The organism is Stieleria bergensis (genome assembly GCA_007745635.1).
Lineage (GTDB): Bacteria > Planctomycetota > Planctomycetia > Pirellulales > Pirellulaceae > Stieleria > Stieleria bergensis.
In genome coordinates this window covers 42,843-63,567 of sequence record CP036272.1, presented here as the reverse complement: position 1 = coordinate 63,567, position 20,725 = coordinate 42,843, and the positions used below count along the sequence as shown (strand labels likewise).

The window sequence follows — 20,725 nt, the reverse complement described above, 5'->3', positions numbered from 1 at the left end:
GATCATCGTTGCGGGGCTAAGCACTGGATTGTCTACCTGGCCCTGTGTCGGGCAAGAAACGACGCCTGCGCAGACGACCGAATTCGGCCAGCTGATCGAATCCCAATCGGGCTCAGTCGTTACTTTCCAGCCACCGATCGTTGATAGCGATCAACTTGAAAACGAAATTGGTGGCAATGCTGTCGACCGAGACCCTATGATCCCTTGACTGACACCATTGGAATCGATCCCTCAAGAAAATCCGACGCTGCCAGTTCCGCTGATCAATCTCCCAGAGACGGACATCACAGAGAACGATGGAACGGATGGTGAGCTTGGTGACCCCGAAGACATCGCCGCCCTTCGTGCCCGTTTGGATCGAATCGCAGATGACTATGAGCGACGCTTGCGCGAACTGCAACGAACAGAAACAAACGACCGCAATGAAAGACAGCGTCGGATGCGCAGCTACGAATCAACGTTGGACGCCTATCGACGTCAGTTAGAAAAACGCGTCCCTAGTTATCAGTCGTTGCCGTCTAGCGCCCAACAACAGTTGCTACAAGAAATCGAAGAGCGGCAGTTGCTTGAGAATCTCGTCAACTTTCATGGCTATGCTCGCGTTGGAGCGGGGACGAGCGGTCGCGGGAGCGATCAGGAAATCTTTCAACTCTCGGGAGTGCCTACAAAGTACCGTCTTGGTAACGAGAACGATACCTATATTGAAATCATCATGGATCGAACCAGCAAGTTGGAGTCCGGTGCGACGTTCCGCGGTGAATTCATGGTTGCCTATCAAACGTTCCAGGATGCCACCTTCGACTCAACAAACGCTGTGGTATTGCGCGAGGCGTTCATGGAGTTCGCCAACCTCCCCGCGGTCCCCGACTGGTCGTTCTGGATCGGCAGTCGCTATTACGACCGGCACGATATTCACATCATCGACTTTTTCTTCCTGGATGTCTCAGGCTATGGTGGCGGGGTAGAAGACATTGGCATTGGAGACGCAAAGCTATCCCTTGCCTATCTCTCAGGTTCGCTGGCGACTCCAGAGACGAGTCAAGGTCGGATTGCCAAACACAATCTCGACATGCGACTACACGACATTCCAATGCCGATCGGCAAACTCATGCTGTGGGGCTTTGGTTCAGCAGAATCGGGTGGGACAACGATTCCAGGCAACGACTACGAACCGCCCAAGAGTGGATACGCTGCCGGGGCGATTCACCTGATCGAAGATTTGTTGGGTGGGTTCAATAAGTCATCGATCATGTGGGGGCGTGGCGCTTCGGCGAACTTTACGACCACCACCAATCAGCCCTATCAGCCCCAGAAGCTGTTCTCGCAGTTCTTGATGACCGAGACGTTTACGATGCAGCCTTGTGAATGGCTCGCCCTGCAAGGCACTGCGGTGTATCGCGAAACGACTCAGGACAGCCCCGGACGTCCGCGAGTTAGCTGGGCCTCGGGCGGATTTCGCCCGATCTTCATGTTGACCGAACACGGCGCTTTGGCGTTTGAATACGGTGCGGACTACATTGACGATCGCGCCAACAACCGAAACGGCTCGCTGCATAAATTGACGATCAGCCCGATGTTAAGAGTGGGCAATAACTTCTTCGCACGGCCTGAGTTAAGAACCTTTGTCACATGGGCTTGGTGGGGCAAACAGTTTGAAGGCTTGGTCGGTGGTCCCAGCTATGTCAATCGCACCGCTGGATTGTCCGCTGGAGTACAGTTGGAATCCTGGTGGTGATCTCTCGCAGGCCGCCTTCGTGCCCCTGAACAATCAGACCATCGTCGTCATACCGTCGGTTGACCGGGCTTCGGCGGATCGCACCACATTGCCGATGCTGGAAGCAATCTCTTCGCCAGTGTTGACCAGTTCGGAAATGCTGCCGGAAATCTCGCCAGTCATGGCTGACTGTTCTTCGACCGCACCCGCGATTGCGGATTGACTTTCGTTAATGGTCTCGATCACTTCCATGACCTGTTCGATCGCATTGCAGGCATCCTGCGTTTGATCTTGAATGGCTTGCACGCGGCCAACGATTCCGGCCGTTGCCTGTGTTGTTTCCTTGGCCAAGTCCTTGACTTCATTGGCCACCACAGCAAAGCCTTTACCAGCCTGTCCAGCTCGCGCAGCCTCAATCGTGGCGTTGAGAGCCAGCAAGTTCGTTTGTTCAGCGATCGAGTCGATCAGCTTGATCACGCTTTCGATGTCTTTACTGCTGACGCCAAGACGATTGATGGTTTCAGTTGCGTCACTGGCAGCTTGCACAGCGGATTGCGCGACGCCAACAGCATGCGAGGCATTCCCGGCGATCTCGCGAATACTGAGTTCAAACTGGTCCACTGTGTGGGCGAGTACGTTCGTGTGCGAGACCAGTTTGTCGGAATTGCCACTGGCAATCGTCGTCCCGCTACGAACGGCATCCAAAATGTATTCCATGTCGCGCGCTTTTTCGTTAGCTTGGTTCGTACGCAGCGCAACCATTTTTTCCATGCCGATCACATTATCAAAATAGCTACGGGCCATGAAGCAAGCGGCGATGGATTCTACCACCAGAAACCCCGCGTGCACTCCGACGATCCAGAACGGAGCATCGTAGTTAAACACGCTGTCGGGCAAGTACATCCAGAGGCCCAAGTGATGCACGGCAGTCGCAGCCGAAGCTGTAATGATCACCATTGGATTAGCAAAGAGCGTTAGCAGAGCCACCATGATGAAAAAATAGAAGTGCATTTCAATCTGAGCCGGCCCTTGGGCAAAATGCACCAACAAACCACCCATGAACACGGCACACAGCCCCAGCACGATCGAAGTTCCACGCCCTTTGGGGCTGGTCCAGTACGCGAACACAGGCCCGGCCAACACTGCACTGGTCAACACCGTGGCTAACAGCCATCCCGTTTGATTGAAGTACGCAATGCCAACTAAGAGCGGCAAATGGCACAGAAACAAGATCAACGCTAAACGGTTGATCTTGTGCAAGTAATTGTGCTCAAACTCACTGACCTCGCGAGGCAAGATCAGGTAACGGCTAAGTGTGGCAATCATTTGTTGGTCGTCTCGTTCGTTACATCGCTCACTGATAATCGAGGCATCCTGCAATGCCCCTCTCTTCTACCACCTGGCCTCTCTGGGCCATCCAACAATCACTCTGGGCCATCCCACAATCATTCTGGCCAGGACCGTCAGTCCTCACGGCTTGAGCCCCAGTGGATCCACCAAGTCCTTCAAAGACTTCGAAACAGCACAGCCGTACACGGGCAGTGAATCAACCGCCTGACCGCTGATCACCTGTTCGATGATCGCAGGCTCTTGAATTGCATAACCTTGCTTTCGTGATGTGTAGCCACCGCTGTAGCGAATCATGCCCTGCGGATCCACAATCATCATCAAAGGCGAGCTTTGAACGCCGTACTGCGAAAACAATTCCTGAGCTGAAACGACGTCGATTGAGTAGCCGTTTTCGGTCAGGAGCGTTTCTTCGCGCGGTGGTTCGCTGCCTACGTACACAATGGTTTCCGCGATATCATCAAGGGACAGTCGGTTTGCCAAGTGACGCATAACCCTTAAGGAACAGGGACACTGACTATAGATAAAGTGATAAGCCCGCCATGAAGGGGTATCGGATTCAGCGTCATGACTCCAGCCAAACCCCAAACTTGCCGATTGCAAGCCGGCTTCGGGAACGATTGCTGAAACCGGCTGGTTGGGGCTCGGTGCTGGCAGTGGAACCCAGTGCGTCAACATCAAGGCGACGCTGATCACCGATAGAAATGTCGCCCAAAAGACAACCAACGAGGACTGCATGACTTGTTTGCCAGTCAGTGCGAAACGCCATCGGCTGTTGTTCTGTAAACTTTCCATCTGCCACTCTGCTTGATCGATTACGGGCACACCGGTCTAGCAAGATATAGCATCCACCAAGGCCGTCGGCAGGGGCGGTTAACCCGCCAAGACCCAGTGGTGAAAAGAAACCCGGCCATGCCGGTCAACCCGTGCGTCTTAACCTTTAGCCTGGTGTGCAGCAACGTCAGCTGGACAGACCAGTTCCGCTAACGTGCCGGCGTCTCCGACTGGGCACCCACAGAGTCTCTTTGCTGCAGTAACTGGGCCACAATGCTGATGGCAATCTCAGCAGGCGAGTTATTGCCGATGGACAACCCGATCGGGCAAGTGAATGCAGCGATCCGATCTTTGTCCACACCGGCTTGCCCCAATTCGCGTTCCAAGACTTTGCGTTTCTGAAGACTGCCAATCACGCCGATGTAAGGCGCCTGTCGAGATTTCAACAGTTCGCAAAGCACTGGAAAATCAGTGGCATGACCGCGATTGATCAAGACAAAGAAACTCCCTGGGGATTGCTCTGCGACCAACTGCTCTGGATGTTCCACACAGCGTTTCGTCAGGCGAGGGTGATCTGGTACACGCTGCAACCATTCGATGCGTGGATCAATCCAAGTCACATGGCACTGTAGCTGCATCAACATTGGAATCAGTGCCTGGGCAACATGCCCTGCTCCGAACACGGCCAAATGCCAGTCAATCCGTCCGAATACCTCGAAGAACAGCTTGACCTCGCCCCCGCAGGTCATGCCGATGTCTGTCTGCAGGTTCCAAGTGACCATGTCATTTGTTGGGCGGTCACCGGAGTTCAGCATTTGCAGCGCATGTTCAATGGCTGCATTTTCGATTTTCCCCCCCCCCACGGTTCCGTGCGCCAGACCAACGGCGGTCACGATCGCTTTGGCGCCCACGTCCTGAGGCGCACTTCCTCGCACTGCCAGCAGCGTTACAATCACCACAGGAGTTTGAGATTCCATCAGCCGGGAAAGCGCTTGATGATGCCGCACGATATCTAACGCCATTGGCCAATCTCCTTGAAAATTTCTTCAACCGCTTTTGGTACGGAACCTGAACACCAACGTGACTTCTACCACAGAACGATATTATGCGATCTTGCCGGCGGCTGGAAGAAGTCAGCGCATGGGAACTCACAAGCTGTTGCTGCCCTGGCAACGGCAAACGGTGATTGATCACGTTCTTGACGCTTGGCAAGCCAGTTGCGTGAACAAGGTCGTGATCGTCTGTCGCAAGGATGATCATGAATTAGCTGCGACAATCAAACGCCATCCAGTGGACTTGGTTCAGCCGGAAACTGCCCCCATCGACATGAAAGCCTCAGTGCTTTGTGGACTGCACTCTTTGATTGATAGTCAAAATCCGCAGCCAACCGATCGCTGTTTTGTGGCGCCCAGCGATCTACCGACCTTACAAACACAAGTGATTGACGCCGTGGCAGCCGCTGCAACCGACCCTGCACACGTCGTTGTTCCCCGGTTTGCGGGAAAATCCAGCCACCCAGTCCTGTTTCCCATCAGCGTAATGTATCAAATCATAAAGATTCCACCGGACCGCGGCTTGAATCACTTGGTTGACTCTGTGGAAAAAGTGTTTGTCGACCTCCCCGGCGAGCAAGCTTGCCCGGATATCGACACTCCGCAAGAATACCGGGCCCTACGTGACCAGCACTGACGACTGACAAAGCGAGACAGTCGTGAAGCAGCCAGGCTGCGAGCCCATACAAGCCGTCGGACTCGGCAAATTAATCACCATCAACAAACATCGCAAAAGCCAATTCGACCAAGCCTTCTGCTAAAATCAATCATGCAGATAATTCAGGCAGCCTCTTCGTTTGGGCAAGCATTGGCGTTACCCTGCTCCACCAACTGGCACCTCGTCTGGTCAGCACTTTACGGCATGAAAGGCATTCAATGACATCGATCAAAGTAAACGGCGTCGTTCGCGACTTGAAAGACGTCCCCGAAGACACGCCCCTGCTGTGGGCATTGCGTGATGAACTGGGTTTAACAGGAACGAAATATGGCTGCGGCGTCAATGAATGTGGTGCCTGCACCGTTCACATTGATGGGGATGCTGTCCAGTCCTGCCAGACAACGGTCGGCGAAGTTGGAGACAGCGAAGTCACGACCATCGAAGGCCTTTCCGAAGACGGCTCTCACCCCGTCCAACAAGCTTGGAAAGAGCTTGGCGTCGCCCAGTGCGGTTATTGTCAAGTGGGCCAGATGATGATGGCCGCCGCACTGCTGAAGAACAATCATCATCCAACCGACGAAGACATCGAAGGCGAAATGTGGAACATCTGCCGATGTGGCACGTACCCGAGGATTCGTGCAGCCGTCAAATCGGCCGCTCAAAAGATGGGCCAACAGGAGGCAGCACAATGAGCACTTCGAAAACAAACGTCAACGACGCCAGCCCAATGCAACACAGCCTTCAGCAGGCCCAGCGCCAACTGAATGACTATGCCGCTGCTGTCATGCAATCTGGGCCGGGACGCCAAGCGAATGCCGCGCTGGCGGTGTCCCAATCCCCTGCGACCACCAGTCGGCGAACGTTCCTGGCTGCCAGCGCTGCTGCCGGTTCCTTTGTCTTGGTGATGAACTCCCAAAACGGTGACGCAGCACAAGTTCAAGACTCCTCCGTCGCCACCGAAAACTCGTTCAATCCTGACTTGTTCGTCTCCATCGCTCCCGATGGAACCGTGTCGATTCTGACTCACCGCAGCGAGATGGGCACGGGCATCCGCACCACCTTGCCGCGGATCGTTGCTGACGAACTCGAAGCGAATTGGGATGATGTGAATGTGGTGCAAGCGATTGGCGATAAACGCTTAGGCGATCAAAACACCGATGGCTCAAATAGCATTCGTTTTTTCTTCGATCGCATGCGCGTTGCTGGTGCCACCACTCGCACCATGCTGCAACAAGCGGCTGCCAAGAAATGGGGCGTCGCAGTCGATCAATGCATCGCCAAAGAGAACCACATCATCGACCAGAAGAGTGGAAAAAAGATTGGTTACGGCGAGCTTGTTGAGATCGCGAAAACACTGCCAATCCCAAAGGCGGACTCGCTGAAGTTCAAGCCCAAGTCGCAGTGGCAATACATCGGCAAAGACGCGCCGATCATCGATCAAGATGCGATTTTGACTGGAAAAGCAATCTACGGTATCGACGCCAGAATGCCCAATCAACTGTACGCCGTCGTCGCGCGGCCCCCAGTTGTCGGGGGCGTTGTAAAGTCTGTCGACGACAAGGACGCTTTGAGCACTCCCGGCGTCGAACAAGTGCTGCAGATCCCTGCGTTCAAAGGTGCACCACTGTTCCAGCCACTTGGCGGCGTGGCGGTGCTTGCCAAGAGCACCTGGGCGGCCATTGCAGGTCGCGACTCGTTAGACATCGAATGGGACCTGGGAGAAAACGCTGACTACGACACCGATGCATTTGCCAAGACGCTTGCCGAGGCAGCACATCAGCCTGGCAAAGTCATGCGCAAGGCGGGTGACGCGCCCGCATTGATTGAAAAAGCTGCCGCCGACACTAACAATCGAGTGCTCCACGCGGACTATCGTTCGCCACACTTATCACACGCTCCCATGGAACCACCCTGTGCTGTGGCTGATGTGCGAACCGAGAACGGTCAGATCGTTCATTGCTTGATTGATACCGCAACACAGAACCCACAAGCAGTTCAGCAAGCCGTCAGCGCCGCGCTGAGCATTCCACCGCAAGAGGTGATTGTTAATGTCACCCTGCTGGGGTCCGCATTCGGTCGTAAAAGCAAGCCGGACTACTGTGTCGAAGCCGCGCTGCTATCGCTGCAAGCTCAGCGACCGGTGCATGTGACCTTCACGCGGGAAGATGATCTGCAAAGCGATTACTTCCATACAATTTCTCATCTTCACCTACAAGCGGCCGTTGATGAGAATGGCGCACCGGAAGCATTGCTTGCTCGCGCTGCCTATCCCACCATCGGCTCGACCTTTGTCGCTGGCGCTGACCAACCACAGGCCTGGGAAATGGAGATGGGTTTGACTGACATTCCCTATGACATTCCCAACTTGCAAATCGAGGGCTGCAACGCCAAGTCGCACACTCGGATTGGCTGGTTGCGCTCCGTCGCTCACATCCAACAAAACTTCGCACTCGGTTCGTTCATCGATGAGCTAGCGCATCACGCTGGCATCGATCCATACGAATACCTGCTGACAACGCTGGGAGCAGATCGTCAAATTGACATGAAGGCCGCTGGACTGGGCAACCGTGGCGCCTCGCATGACAACTATCCCTACGATATCGGGCGACTGAAAAACGTTGTTAAACGGGCGGCCGACCTAAGTGACTGGAAACGAGCCGGAGAGCTACCCAAAGGGCGAGGCATGGGCATTGCCTGTTGCCGCTCTTTCCTGGGCTACACAGGACACGTGGTTGAAGTCGAAGTCAGTCGCGAAGGCAAGCTAACCATCCATAAAGTCTGGGTGAGCCTGGATGCTGGCTTGATTGTTAACCCGGATCGCGTCAAAGCACAAATCGAAGGCGCCACCGTGATGGCAACCACCCAAGCTCGGTACGGCAAAATCAGCTTCAAAAAGGGACGCAGCGTCGAATCGAACTTCGATTCCTATCGCATGGTCACCATGTCAGATTGCCCACGTGAAATCATCGCGGACGTGGTCGAAAGTGATGAAGCTCCTGCGGGCGTGGGTGAAACCCCGGTACCGTCATACGCCCCCGCACTGTGCAATGCGATCTTTGCTGCCACGGGACATCGCGTGCGTGACTTGCCACTGTCAGAGTTTGACTTATCCTGGAGCTAGCTTAGCGGACCGCGAGTCATCCAGCTTCGTACGTTAACCCTTCTGCTGGAGCGGGGGGTTCAGGAGCCTTGTTGATCCGGCAATCGGTGATGCAGGAATCTTGCCCGCTGTCGGCAACACCGAGGCATCGCGGCGCAATCCGCTGGTTAAACGACCCGCCAACGCGGTTGCAGTGCGTTGTAGTGGCGGGACATCTGCTGTGAACCACCCGCGTTGAAGCTCAGCCTTCGGGGGCTTCGCCCCAAACCCTGCTTGACGGTCACGAGCGAGGCACCGACGATGACAGAAACAGGCCATCGCGCTGTTCATTGAGGCTTGATGACCCACTTCTTTCCAGACGATCTCTCTTTCCCGCTCACAACATGCCCACAGAAAAATTGATCCCCCTGGATCGCTGGTTTGCCGATCACGATGGCAGCTATCAGTCACCCCAACATCGCGTCGGGTTGCTCTCCAAGCTCTTTCCGAGCCTGAGCTTCTACCTGCGATACCTCTGTATCGTTTGGTCCAGCGCCCGGGAGGCCAAGCGGGGGACCTATGATGGAAAACGATGGGCTGAAACCAGCCACGAGGTGATGCACTCGCTTGAATCCGTGGGCATCAAGGTCAACATTTCTGGTGCTGTACACCTCACTGACTTACCCAGTAGTTGCGTCTTCGTCGCCAATCACATGAGCATGTGCGAAACCATGGTGTTGCCAGCAATGATTCAACCGCTGACGAAGGTGACGTTTGTGGTCAAAAAGAGCTTGATGGACTACCCGATTTTCAAGCACATTCTCCGCTCTAGAAATCCGATTGCTGTTTCTCGCTCCAATCCGCGCGAGGACTTCAAAACCGTGATTCAAGAAGGCAAAAAGCTGCTCGCAGACGGGATCTCCGTCATCGTGTTTCCACAAACGACTCGTGCCGTGGAATTCGACCCGGAACAGTTTAATTCCATCGGAATCAAACTTGCTGCCAAAGCTGGCGTGCCGGTCGTACCGGTGGCATTGAAGACGAATGCGTGGGGCAACGGTCGGCGGCTCAAGGACTTTGGGAAAATCTCGCCGGAGAAAACGATTCATTTCGAGTTTGGCAAACCGATGGCAATCACCGGTCGCGGAGATGAACAACAAGCCGCCGTCATCGACTTCATTCAATCGCGAATGAATCAATGGGAAGGAAACTGAGGCCGTCCGCGTTGCTCACTTGTTCCATGGCATCTTGGCCAGCATCATGCCCATGCCGCAGGTGTCGGTAACACCCGCAAAGACTAATCCGCAACCAACAAAGGCACTGACCCCGATCCAGCGTGGATCGACAAAGAAACCAAGCGCAGCGCCAATCACAACCAATGACCCTGCCGCAATTCGAACCTGGCGTTCCAGTGAGATCGCTTTCTTTCCTCGAACCACCGGCAGGCCTGCTGAATCCCAAGCACTGGTTCCGCCTTCAACGCTGACGACGTTTTCAATCCCTTGGGAAACAAACTTCTTGACAGCCATCGCCGATCGGCTGCCGCTTTTGCAGATCAGATACAGCGGCTCCTCCGCTCGACCATTGCGACCGGCCTGCACACTCGCCGGGTCAATCGAATCGAGCGGTTGATTGACAGCGCCTACCGCGTGGACTTCGCCGAACTCGGCAGGTGTTCGCACATCAACTAAATCAATGGTTTCAGAGCGTTGCTTTTCAGCTAATGCTTGAGGGTGAATTGTTTGCATCGTTTTCTCCAAAGCAATTTGTCGTTGGCTAAATCAGTGTGACTGCCTACCGCATCCGACAGGCATGTGAACGCAATCTTGGTGGTCTAATGATCGCTTACACGGGCATGAATCTTGCTTCGATGCATGCCATCAGGGACTTCAAATGGGGTTCGGCAACATGGTAATACACTCGGCGACCCTCTCGCTGGGAATCAAAGAATCCACAGCGTTGCATTAAACGCAAGTGCTCCGAGGCGACATTGTCAGCTATCCCGCAGTCTTCGGCAATTTCGCCAACCGTGTAACGGCCTTCCAGTAACAGCTGCACCATCCGCAATCGGACCGGGTGCGCCAAGATCTTCAGGCACTCCGCTGCCTCATTGAATCCTGTCACGGTTTCCGAAGGGCCTGTCGCACTGCCGCCACTTGCTGGCGTGCGACGAGAGCTTGTTCGCTTGTCTGCCACAATTCTGCACCGATCGATGAAGTTTGGTCTGAATTCCCGACTGGAAAGATGATCGAGAACACAACATATCGGATCATCTCGAGATGTCGATCTTAAAATAAAGAAACAGTCGCGAGGTCCGCCGCTCTTTGGCCAGCTCGTCCTTGGTTTTGCGGCAAAGCTTCGATTGCGGCGAAACATTGGCCCGGTTGCTTGGTTTTTCTAGTGTCGGGCGATGATGTGCTGCACATTGGCTGATGACAGTCGCGGGAGGACCGCTTAGCTTCTGGACCAACCTCAGGCCCTGAAACCGCGACAGTCCGCACAATCGGACCAGAAAGAAGTGGCTCGATAAGGGCACATGCTCATACGAGCCGTTGGTAGAACGATTGGTGCGAAACACCCTTTTCTTGATGAGCGAACGACGATGAAACCATCACAACGAATTTCCAGCGTCATCGGACTATTGCTAGTGCTTGGCAGCCTGCCTTGTCATGCACTGGAAATCGGCGAGCCAGTGGAGCTGACTGCTGATCAGACCAAGTTCTTTGAGACCAAGATTCGACCGGTTCTGATTCGAGAGTGTTATGGTTGCCATAGCAGTCAATCCGGGCAGGCCAAAGGCGGTTTAAAGTTGGACACTCGGCATGCCACATTAGTCGGCGGTGATAGTGGAGCGGCGATTGTTCCGGGCGACTTAGACTCGAGCCTGTTCTTCGGTGCCATCACCCACACCGATTTTGTGATGCCACCGAAGCGCCGGCTGAGCGATGAACAGATTGCTGATTTCCGACGTTGGATTCTCGATGGAGCACCTGACCCGCGAATCACCAAACCTGTTGAGCAGCCAAACGGCACGATTGACGAGGGCTCGATCAGGGAGGCCAAAGAGACGTTCTGGGCCTACCAACCTCCACATTCGCATCAACCTCCCCCACCAAGCAGTCGCGAACCGAGCAGCAACTGGGCGAGCACCGAAATTGATCGTTTCATTGAAGCGAAGTTGCACGAGAAGGACCTTTCCCCAGCGGCCGATGCGGATGCGGCATCCGTGCTTCGTCGTCTTTGCTTTGACTTGGCGGGCTTGCCTCCCAGTCCGGAACAATTGGACTGGTTTGCAAGCGCATATGAGGCTGATGCACAAGCGGCTGTGGATCGGGTCATTGATTCATTGCTCAAGTCACCACGCTTTGGTGAACATTGGGGACGGCATTGGCTTGACGTGGTTCGCTATGCGGAATCGACGGGTCGCGAAGTCAACATGACCTACCCGAATGCGTGGCGTTACCGTGACTATGTCATCGACTCGTTCAACGACGACAAGCCCTTCGATCAATTCGTTCAAGAACAAATCGCTGGCGACCTGCTGCCCGTTGGCAACGACACACAGTGGTCAAACAACCTGATTGCCACGGGGTTCCTAGCAATGGGAACGAAGAACATCAACGAGCAGAGCGCTCAACAATTTGCCGCTGATCTTGCCGACGAACAGATTGATGCCACCACTCGTGTGTTCTTGGGAACATCGATTGCCTGTGCACGTTGCCATGACCACAAGTTTGATCCGATTCGGCAGCAAGACTATTACGCATTGGCTGGAATATTTCGTAGCACAGCAACCTTCTTTGGTAATCCGCCCAGCCAGTATGGAACCTTTGGTGGACCACAACAGCGTCGCAACTCAAGCTCGATCCTGCTGCCGGTCTCTGACGAGCAATCGATCGGTCGATCGTATAGCAAGTCCGAGCTGGAAGCGTTGCACGATGACATTCAGTCGACCTTGCAACAACTAAGCGACTTACGACGCGGTGGTGCCAGCAATTCCAATCGCCCCAATGTCAGTAATCAACAGATTCGGCTGAGATTACAAAATGAACTGGGCTCGTTGTCAGCAAAGTTGTCCGTGGTCGATGCGGAAGGCAATCCGAGAAGCTTTTGCATGGGTGTCCAAGAGGCAAAACAGGTTGGCGACACAAGCTTTCTGGTTCGTGGCGAGATCGATCAGCCCGCTGGCCGGATCCAACGCGACTTGCCGCTGGCGCTCAAGCATCACGATTTCACAATTCCGAACGACTCCAGCGGACGGCTCGAGTTGGCTCGCTGGATCGGTAGTGACCAAAACACGCTTGCCGCACGAGTCATGACCAATCGAATCTGGGCTCATGTATTTGGTCAAGGGCTTGTCAGTAGCACGGAAGACTTTGGCATGACGGGTGCGGCACCCTCTCATCCCGAATTGCTGGATACACTGGCCGTTCAATTTGTCGACTCTGGTTGGTCAGTCAAGTCAATGATTCGCATGATGGCACGCAGTCGCGCCTACCGAATGGCATCGACGTTTGATCAAGCGAGCCATCAAGCGGATCCGAACAACCAGCTATTGTGGCGCAGCAATGTCAAACGACTCCCGGCCGAATCGATCCGCGACACTATGCTCAAGATTGCCAATCAAATCGACATGAAACGTCCGCTTGGTTCCAAAGTAGCCGAGTCAGGTTACCAGCGTGTTCGCAGTGAGCAACTTGGAGATCCGCGAGAGAACCTCCGCAAAGCTTTTGAAAACGCAGTCGCACAAGGCAGGCAGCAGGGTTTCAGTCCTGGTGCAAGTCCACAAGCAGGAGCCAATCGTCGCCCGGGTGGATTTGCACGTGGGCCTGCGAATGCGGGTCGCGGGATGCGTGGCAATCAGTTACGCGGAGGAACCAATTCGCAGCAGTTCCGCGACTTAGTAGCCAAAGCAACGCAAGATGCCTCGCTAGACAGTCCCAGCGACAACCATCGCAGTGTTTATCTTCCGGTTGTCCGTGATCTGGTACCGCGTTCGCTGGAAGTCTTTGACTTTGCAGATCCCAGCATGATCGTAGGCTCGAGAGAGACCTCCAACACAGCGAATCAAGCGCTCTTCATGATGAACAATCCACTGACGCTTCGACTGAGTGATTCATTTGCGAATCGATTACAAGACGAAGCAGAGACGACCGGCCAGCGAGTTGATTTGGCGTTTCGTTTAGCGTACGGGCGACGGCCTAGTGAGACCGAACGCAAGGCATCGCTGCGGTTCCTCAGCCAGTCAGAGTTAACGCCCAAGCAATCCTTGAGTGCATTTTGCCAGGGGCTGTTTGCCGCGGCCGAGTTTCGTTATCTGAGATAAGCTGCCCGATCTGGACATTGCCAAGCAGTCTGCGATGGGCTGCTATTGAGACATTGCGACCGGCTTCATCGCTCGTACTTCGTCGACTTCAAGCCATTACCTTTTCGTTGGATGATCAAACCATGTTGACTCGACGCGACTTACTGAAACACACTTCAGCTGGGTTCGGCTATCTGGCAATGGCTGGAATGAGTGCAAGCCAGCAATCAATTGGGACAGAGGTTGAGTCCAGCAAGAGCCCGCTGTCCCCGAAACAACCACATTTCGCCGCGCGAGCGAAGCGTGTGATCTTTCTATGTATGCAGGGCGGCCCATCGCACGTTGACACCTTTGACTATAAACCACAGCTGTTGCGAGATCATGGCAAGCAAGGCAAGTACGGAGGCGCATTATTGAAGTCACCGTGGCAGTTTCGGCAGCGTGGAGAGAGTGGCTTATGGATTTCCGATTTATTCTCTGAAGTTGCCAGGCATGCTGACGACATGTGCTTGATACGCTCCATGCACTGCGACCAGCCGGTTCATCCTGCCGCGATGACACAGATGCACACGGGAACGGCTCAGTTTGTGCGACCCTCTTTAGGAAGTTGGACCTTGTATGGTTTAGGAACGGAGAACGCTTCACTGCCTGGGTTTGTTTCTTTGAGCCCACCTGCTGGAAGCTCGCGCAACTTTAGTAGCGCTTTCTTGCCAGCCATCTACGGCGGGACAAAAGTCGGACGAATCGGAGGACGTGCGAACCAGTTTGCACGATTCGGACCGGGGCAGACTCCAAGCGTGCCCGACATCAAGAACCCACGGTTGACCGATCAGCAGCAGCGTCGGCAGCTAAACTTCATCCAACAGCTCAACCGCAGCCAAATGCCGGCGGAGGAATCTCGCAACGTTGACGGAGTGATTCAGTCCTACGAATTGGCGTTCCGGATGCAGAATGCGATGCCTGAGCTGATGGATCTTTCTCAGGAAGATGAAAAGACATTGGCAATGTACGGTGCCACTGGTGGAGAGACAGAGACTTTTGGGAAGCAATGTTTACTGGCCCGACGTTTTGCTGAAGCAGGAGTGCGGTTTATTGAGATCAGTCATGGCAACTGGGACCAGCATACTCGGCTGACAGACGACCATCAGGCCCGAGCCACAGCCTGTGATAGGCCGATTGCTGGATTGCTGCAGGATCTCAAGCAGCGAGGCATGCTAGAAGACACCTTGGTGATTTGGGGAGGCGAATTCGGTCGCACGCCCTCTGCTCAAAACGGGGACGGTAGAAATCACAACAACAAAGGCTATACACTTTGGATGGCTGGTGGCGGGGTGAAAGGCGGATACAGCTACGGTAGCACCGATGAGCATGGGTTCGAATCCGTCGAAAACCCCTGCCATGTTCATGACTGGCACGCGACCGTGCTGCATTTATTGGGATTGGATCACACTCAATTAACCTATCGTTACGCGGGCCGAGATTTTCGTTTGACAGATGTGTACGGCAATGTGGTTCGGGACATCATTGCATGACTTTGCGTTGCTCAATCAGGCGTGTCGGTCATCTGCGGAGGCTAAGTTGCGGCGGTGAGTGCATGCGCGATGGGGTGCAGACGTGTTGGATTCTATTTTGTTAGAAAACTGTCTAGTGGCTGAGAAACTGGATTGACAACTCCGTCTTGAATTGCATTAATGGGTTTGACTTCTCATAGTTGGGCGTGAAGATCCGCCCTTTGATTAGACGCAAGGTACTGGCAGGTATGCGTGGCTTTCCCCTGCTAATCACCCAGGCAATCTTGCGCAATGGCTCGCGATCCTCGTTCAGAGGTGCTCGATCCTCATCAGGTCGAAGCGGTGCATCTCTATAATCGGACAATTGATGGCCTCTTTTTGATGGGGCAGAATCCAGAGACAGGAGAGGACTTTTCCTATCGACATGGATGGATTATTGACAAGATGAATCAGCTATTCGCGCACATGTGCGTGGAATTGCTGACCTATGGCATCTTATCGAATCACTATCACATCAACGTGCGCACTCGGCCTGACATTGTTGCGGGATTGAGTGACCGTGAAGTCGCGGAACGTTGGCTGAATACGCTTTCGAAAAAGCGAGACAAGGACGGAAAGTTCAAGGGTCCAACGGAAAAGGCTATTGAGCGACTGATGGCAGACGCGGAGAAGCTAGAAAAATGCCGCACGGAACTCAGTAGTTGTTCTCATTTGATGAAGCAACTCAATCAGTACATCGCTCAACGAGCCAATCGGGAGGACGAGCATCGAGGGAGTTTTTGGGCGGGACGCTATGGTTCAACGCGGCTGGTAGACGATGCGGCATTGTTATCGTGCACCGTTTACATTGACCTCAATCGCATTCGAGCTGGGCTTGATCAGCCCTTCGAGCAGCATGACAGCACAGCGTTGGGGCATCGAATCACGGATTTTCTACGTCAGGAATACGAGCTGGATCAGGTTGAAGCAGAGGCAAAGGCGCGACGGCATCGATTTAAGCTAGAAGGACGTCGTGCCCAGCGTTGCGAAGCGCTCGCGGAGATGCAGATTGACGAGGGGGGTGATGCAGTGGGCTCGATGCGGAGCGACAGTGGAAAGCGATGCAGCGACAAGGGTTTCTTACCGATCAGTTTCGAGCGTTACATTGAACTATTGAAATGGACCCTTGGAATCAACCAGGAGGGAGCGGACGAACTACCCGCAGCGTTGCGGTTTTCGAACGTGCCCTCCAAGATTTGGTTAAGGATGACCAATCGATTTGGAGAATTATTTGGCAACATTGCTGGATCATTGGATTCGATGGCTGACGAACGCAAGCACGTCAGCGGCGACGGTTATTACATCCGCAAGCAAGCGCGATTGGTGTTAAGAACTTGATCGCAAGCTGGGTTGGCTTCAGCGGCAAGGTTCTCGTCGCGGGTCCGGGATAGATTTTGCGTATTTCACTCTGCTTGCTGGCTATCGGTCTGCGCGGACGGTGGACGGATTTCATGAAATCGGCCCAAAACGACGACCTCGGAACCATCACGGGCTGATCGCAAGAAGCCCAGGGCACCTCATCTCCCCAGTCCACCCATTCAAACGCCTCTCAACGGGGTCAGACCCACTTAGATTAGGATTTCCATGGGGCCAGACCCCGAAGATTGGAATTCTGGTGGGGACAGGCCCCGGTGCATGAAAGCCGCTAGACGCGGGCGATTTGCTGGCCGGGGAGGCGGCGGACTAGACGACGCATCTCCAACACGCCAATCGTTGCCATGACCCGGTGAGCTGGCAACTCGCTGGCCTGTATCACTTGGTCGATTAAGACACCGCCTTCAGATACCGCGTCTAATACCTGACGCTCCACTTCGTTCAGTTTGAGCTCCACCGGATGACGGACCTGATGACCATCACGCGTTGAAACCGTCTCCGCCAATGGCCCCAATGATTCCAATACATCGTCCACTGTCTGTACCAAAATCGCGCCGTCACGAATCAAACTATTGACTCCCTGCGATGCTCGCCCCGTGACCGGCCCCGGCAACCCGAGCACGTCCCGCCCCAACTCTCCGGCTAAATGTGCCGTGATCAATGCGCCACTCCGCTGCGGTGCCTCTATCACTAACGTCGCTGCTGACATCGCCGCGATCAAACGATTCCGCTGAGGAAACAACCCAGCCCGCGGCTTCATATATGGAGGAAACTCTGTCATTACAGACCCGCTCTGGGACACCTCCTCGACTAGATCAACATGCTCCGAAGGATAAATCTCTCCCAGCCCACTGCCTAGAAAAGCCAATGTCCGGCCGCCTCCCTGAAGCGCCCCTCGATGTGCCGCAGCATCAATCCCTCGCGCCAATCCACTGACCACTGTCACACCCGCTTGCGCAAGCCCATATGCCATTCGCTCGGCTTGACGTGTCCCATACGCCGTTCCATGTCGTGTTCCCACAATCGCCACTGAAAGACGATCACTGGGAAGAACCGATCCCTTGGCAAATAACACCGGGGGTGGATCATAAAGATCTTTCAACGGTCGTGGATAATCGTCAGACGAATGGAATAGCAACTGCACGCCCTTAACCGCACACCAATTCACGATCGTGCCCACGTCAACGTAGTCTTCCACATGCCGTATCTTGTGAAGCAACTGCTTGCCAACACCGTCCACCGCGGCCAAACGCTCCGTTGACGCTGCTAATACTGAGCTCGCGTCACCGAATACTTCCAACAATCGGCTCATTATCCGAGGCCCCACGCCAGGAAGCATCGATAACTTTAACGCCGCGACGTCGGAGTCACTTAGACTCGACGCGTTCTTTTCACCTTGCTTGAAATCCGCTTCTCTACTCGGCACCCACCCTAACTCGCCATTCATCGAGCCTTTCCCTCAGTGCAAAAGCCATCTGACTCCAACAACACCAAGGATCATCATACCGAAGGTCACTATTCATGTGACAAGCAAAGCAAGATCAACGCGGAAGAATTCGAATGCTTCGCTACCCCAAAAACATCACGCCACGACAAGATTAAACACCTATCGTCAGTCAGCGCTGATGCTTCCATCAACTGTCGACTCGATGGTGGGAAACAATCCTGACTCGCTTTCCGCCGTCGCTAACCGAGCCACAAAGTCTTTCACAACCTGCCGCTGATCGATGTTCGGCTTCACGTGTGGACGGCAAGTTAAAAGATATGCCTGCGCTTCCTCAGGCGTCATGCCCCTATATTTCACCAGCCAACACAAAGCAACCGTCGCACTGCGACTCCGTCCCGCTTTGCAGTGAATATAAACGACGTCCTTGCGAAGCGCATATTTCTGAATGAACTCAACAGCCGCTTCAATGCTAGCGAGTTTCGGTGGTGTGAAATCGGTGGTGGGGATGCGCAATTGCTCGATCCCGTGATTCCGATACTGATCCAGTGGCCCCGCATACTCTTCACACGTATTGACAACCGCCGCTACACCTTCGCTGCGCAACGCTGCCACATCCCGAGGAAATGGGTACGCTCCCAAAATCACGTTGTCGTCAATGGAATCCCACCAATGCCGAACCTTCAGAACCCGGCCCAGAAGCATGTTCCAGGCCAAAGTTGGCAGAAAGACCGTTCGTGCATACAGCCGTGCAAACAAAATGAAATCACTTTTCAGAGGTAAGGAAGGGAAAGCCAGCCCGTCAGCCTTCATCGGCCCACTGCCAAAACACCACCCAGATGGAACCACCGGCCGTTTTGGTAACACTGCAAACCGTCACAACAGGCACATCAAGCGCCTTTAAGTCGCTGTATTATGCACCGCCCCTCGGTCGAATTGAACGGCTTTTGCTCCACGAGACGGCACAATTCCCACGATTGAGGTAAACGACCGAGCCAATCCCTACCGGAAGCAAATCCAAGTCCGGTCTCCCACTCGAAAGACAATCGCCGATGCAAGGCAACGGATTCTGGCGGACGCGCGCAACGACTGTGCATTTCCCTTTTATGGGTGTTTACGTTATTATCGGTGGGTGCTACGCGGAGCCTCCCCTGGTTGGGTTCTCCCCCAGTGGGGGATGTCTCTGAGTTCGTATTCAGCGGCTAAACCGTCGCAAGATCGCAAAATCAACGTCCTTTCCGTCGACACGTCTGCATTCGGTCGACACCATCGCCTTCCCTATCCAGAGAGAACAAATGAAACGAACCTTTTTAGCCCTCGTATTGGGGATCGCCGTGCTTGCACCGGCCTCTCGCCCCGCCACCGCTGCCGAGCCAAGCCTGACAATCGGTTCAACCGCTCCTGCTTTGGACATCGAACACTACTTCCATGAGAAAGACCAAAAGGTCACCAAGTTCGAAGATGGCAAGGTCTACGTCGTCGAATTCTGGGCGACATGGTGCCCACCTTGCGTGGCCAGCATGCCTCACTTGGCAAAACTGCAGGAAAAGCACCGCAAGGATAACGTGCAAATCGTAAGCGTTTCGACTGAAGATGTGGAAACCATCACAACCGCCCTGGCCAAACCTCACCCCACCGAAGAAAAGCCCATGGCTGAGGTGACCGCAAACTACACGCTCACCTGTGACCCCGATGGTTCGGTCAGCCAAGACTACATGCGGGCCGCGCAGCGCAACGGCATTCCCTGTGCATTCATCGTCGGCAAAACCGGTGTTGTCGAATGGATTGGTCACCCCATGAGCATGGACGATCCCCTGAACGAAGTGATCACCGACAAGTGGGATCGCATCGCTTTCAAGAAAGCATTTGACCGCGAACGCATCGAGCAAGAGATGATGCAAAAGTTCAACCAGCTCACTCGAACTGGCAAGTTCGACGACGCTCGTGCCATGATCAAAGAAGCACTTGCCGGTGCAGAAGAGCAAGCAAACAAAGACATGTGGCAAGGTTACTTGCACCGAATCAACCTGATGCAAGGCACCATCAGCGACGAAGACTTGGCCTATTTCCGCAACGACCTGAAACAAGCCGCTGGTGACCCCATCGCTGTTTATCGCGCCGCTTCAAACCTCTACGGAGCGGCTCGCGGAACTGATTCAATGAAGCTGCTTGCAGATGACTTGATCAAAGCAATGAATGGCGCCATGGACGACGCAGAACCCAACCTGCAAGTCGCCTTCTACGCTCGTATCGCGTACATCAACGCTGACCTGAAGAAATGGGACGAGGCCGAAGCTGCTGTCAAACAAGCGATGGATGCAACGACTTCAACACGTCAAAAGCAAGGCCTGGAAGGCCTGCTGAAGCAATTCGAAGCGGCTGCAAAAGCTGATCAAGAATAAGGACTCGGTCGCTGGACCGTTTACCG

Annotated in this window: 16 protein-coding genes; 9 read left to right on the top strand and 7 right to left on the bottom strand. The window is 54.3% G+C overall.

Translation table 11 applies throughout. From position 1 onward, the window contains the following. Positions 1 to 217 precede the first annotated feature (217 nt). On the top strand, positions 218 to 1,735 hold the full coding sequence (locus tag SV7mr_RS00230; RefSeq protein WP_145268144.1) for a carbohydrate porin: 1,518 nt from the start codon (positions 218 to 220) through the stop codon (positions 1,733 to 1,735). A gap of 33 nt (positions 1,736 to 1,768) precedes the next feature. Here the strand turns inward: SV7mr_RS00230 and SV7mr_RS00225 are convergent, their stop codons facing one another. The 3 genes from SV7mr_RS00225 to xdhC form a co-directional block, all read right to left on the bottom strand. Beyond that, the gene (locus SV7mr_RS00225; protein WP_145268142.1) at positions 1,769 to 3,040 is read right to left on the bottom strand and encodes a methyl-accepting chemotaxis protein; all 1,272 of its coding nucleotides are present in this window, start codon (positions 3,038 to 3,040) and stop codon (positions 1,769 to 1,771) included. A gap of 144 nt (positions 3,041 to 3,184) precedes the next feature. After that, on the bottom strand, positions 3,185 to 3,856 hold the full coding sequence (locus tag SV7mr_RS00220) for a thioredoxin domain-containing protein (protein ID WP_145268140.1): 672 nt from the start codon (positions 3,854 to 3,856) through the stop codon (positions 3,185 to 3,187). Positions 3,857 to 4,044: 188 nt separating this feature from the next. Then, positions 4,045 to 4,857, bottom strand: coding sequence for a xanthine dehydrogenase accessory protein XdhC (xdhC, locus tag SV7mr_RS00215; RefSeq protein WP_145268138.1), 813 nt, complete (start codon positions 4,855 to 4,857; stop codon positions 4,045 to 4,047). A gap of 58 nt (positions 4,858 to 4,915) precedes the next feature. Here xdhC and SV7mr_RS00210 point away from each other — a divergent pair, with 58 nt between their 5' ends. The 4 genes from SV7mr_RS00210 to SV7mr_RS00195 all read left to right on the top strand — a co-directional run bounded on the left by SV7mr_RS00210 (position 4,916) and on the right by SV7mr_RS00195 (position 9,838). Then, on the top strand, positions 4,916 to 5,524 hold the full coding sequence (locus SV7mr_RS00210) for a nucleotidyltransferase family protein (RefSeq protein ID WP_145268136.1): 609 nt from the start codon (positions 4,916 to 4,918) through the stop codon (positions 5,522 to 5,524). Positions 5,525 to 5,763: 239 nt separating this feature from the next. Continuing rightward, a complete protein-coding gene (locus SV7mr_RS00205; protein ID WP_145268134.1) occupies positions 5,764 to 6,237 on the top strand; it encodes a (2Fe-2S)-binding protein in 474 nt (157 codons plus the stop codon). Further along, a complete protein-coding gene (locus SV7mr_RS00200) occupies positions 6,234 to 8,666 on the top strand; it encodes a xanthine dehydrogenase family protein molybdopterin-binding subunit (protein ID WP_419187913.1) in 2,433 nt (810 codons plus the stop codon). Before SV7mr_RS00205 ends, SV7mr_RS00200 begins: the two co-directional genes overlap by 4 nt. Positions 8,667 to 9,028: 362 nt before the next feature. Further along, positions 9,029 to 9,838, top strand: a complete 810-nt coding sequence (locus tag SV7mr_RS00195; protein ID WP_145268132.1) for a lysophospholipid acyltransferase family protein — start codon at positions 9,029 to 9,031, stop codon at positions 9,836 to 9,838. A gap of 15 nt (positions 9,839 to 9,853) precedes the next feature. Here the strand turns inward: SV7mr_RS00195 and SV7mr_RS00190 are convergent, their stop codons facing one another. Continuing rightward, positions 9,854 to 10,372 (bottom strand): rhodanese-like domain-containing protein, encoded by a 519-nt coding sequence (locus SV7mr_RS00190; RefSeq protein ID WP_145268130.1) that lies wholly within the window; start codon positions 10,370 to 10,372, stop codon positions 9,854 to 9,856. A 97-nt stretch (positions 10,373 to 10,469) separates the two neighbouring features. Then, entirely contained in the window at positions 10,470 to 10,820 is a 351-nt protein-coding gene (locus tag SV7mr_RS00185) for an ArsR/SmtB family transcription factor (protein ID WP_419187912.1), read from the bottom strand. A 406-nt stretch (positions 10,821 to 11,226) separates the two neighbouring features. Here SV7mr_RS00185 and SV7mr_RS00180 point away from each other — a divergent pair, with 406 nt between their 5' ends. The 3 genes from SV7mr_RS00180 to SV7mr_RS00170 all read left to right on the top strand — a co-directional run bounded on the left by SV7mr_RS00180 (position 11,227) and on the right by SV7mr_RS00170 (position 16,817). Continuing rightward, complete coding sequence (locus tag SV7mr_RS00180) at positions 11,227 to 13,950, top strand: PSD1 and planctomycete cytochrome C domain-containing protein (protein WP_145268128.1); 2,724 nt, start codon at positions 11,227 to 11,229, stop codon at positions 13,948 to 13,950. 122 nt (positions 13,951 to 14,072) lie between these two features. Further along, positions 14,073 to 15,461 (top strand): DUF1501 domain-containing protein, encoded by a 1,389-nt coding sequence (locus SV7mr_RS00175; RefSeq protein WP_145268126.1) that lies wholly within the window; start codon positions 14,073 to 14,075, stop codon positions 15,459 to 15,461. Between the two features lie 270 nt (positions 15,462 to 15,731). Continuing rightward, a complete protein-coding gene (locus tag SV7mr_RS00170; RefSeq protein WP_145268124.1) occupies positions 15,732 to 16,817 on the top strand; it encodes a hypothetical protein in 1,086 nt (361 codons plus the stop codon). Positions 16,818 to 17,124: 307 nt separating this feature from the next. On the opposite strand, the gene dprA is transcribed toward SV7mr_RS00170, so the two are convergent. Both dprA and SV7mr_RS00160 read right to left on the bottom strand, forming a co-directional pair. Then, positions 17,125 to 18,300, bottom strand: a complete 1,176-nt coding sequence (gene dprA, locus SV7mr_RS00165; protein ID WP_145268122.1) for a DNA-processing protein DprA — start codon at positions 18,298 to 18,300, stop codon at positions 17,125 to 17,127. 165 nt (positions 18,301 to 18,465) lie between these two features. Continuing rightward, positions 18,466 to 19,002 carry a phosphatidylglycerophosphatase and protein-tyrosine phosphatase 1 family protein gene (locus SV7mr_RS00160; protein ID WP_419187911.1) on the bottom strand — a complete coding sequence of 179 codons (537 nt, stop codon included), beginning with the start codon at positions 19,000 to 19,002 and terminating at the stop codon, positions 18,466 to 18,468. 590 nt (positions 19,003 to 19,592) lie between these two features. On the opposite strand from SV7mr_RS00160, the gene SV7mr_RS00155 reads away from it, so the two are divergent. After that, positions 19,593 to 20,699, top strand: a complete 1,107-nt coding sequence (locus SV7mr_RS00155; protein WP_145268120.1) for a TlpA family protein disulfide reductase — start codon at positions 19,593 to 19,595, stop codon at positions 20,697 to 20,699. Positions 20,700 to 20,725: the final 26 nt, after the last annotated feature.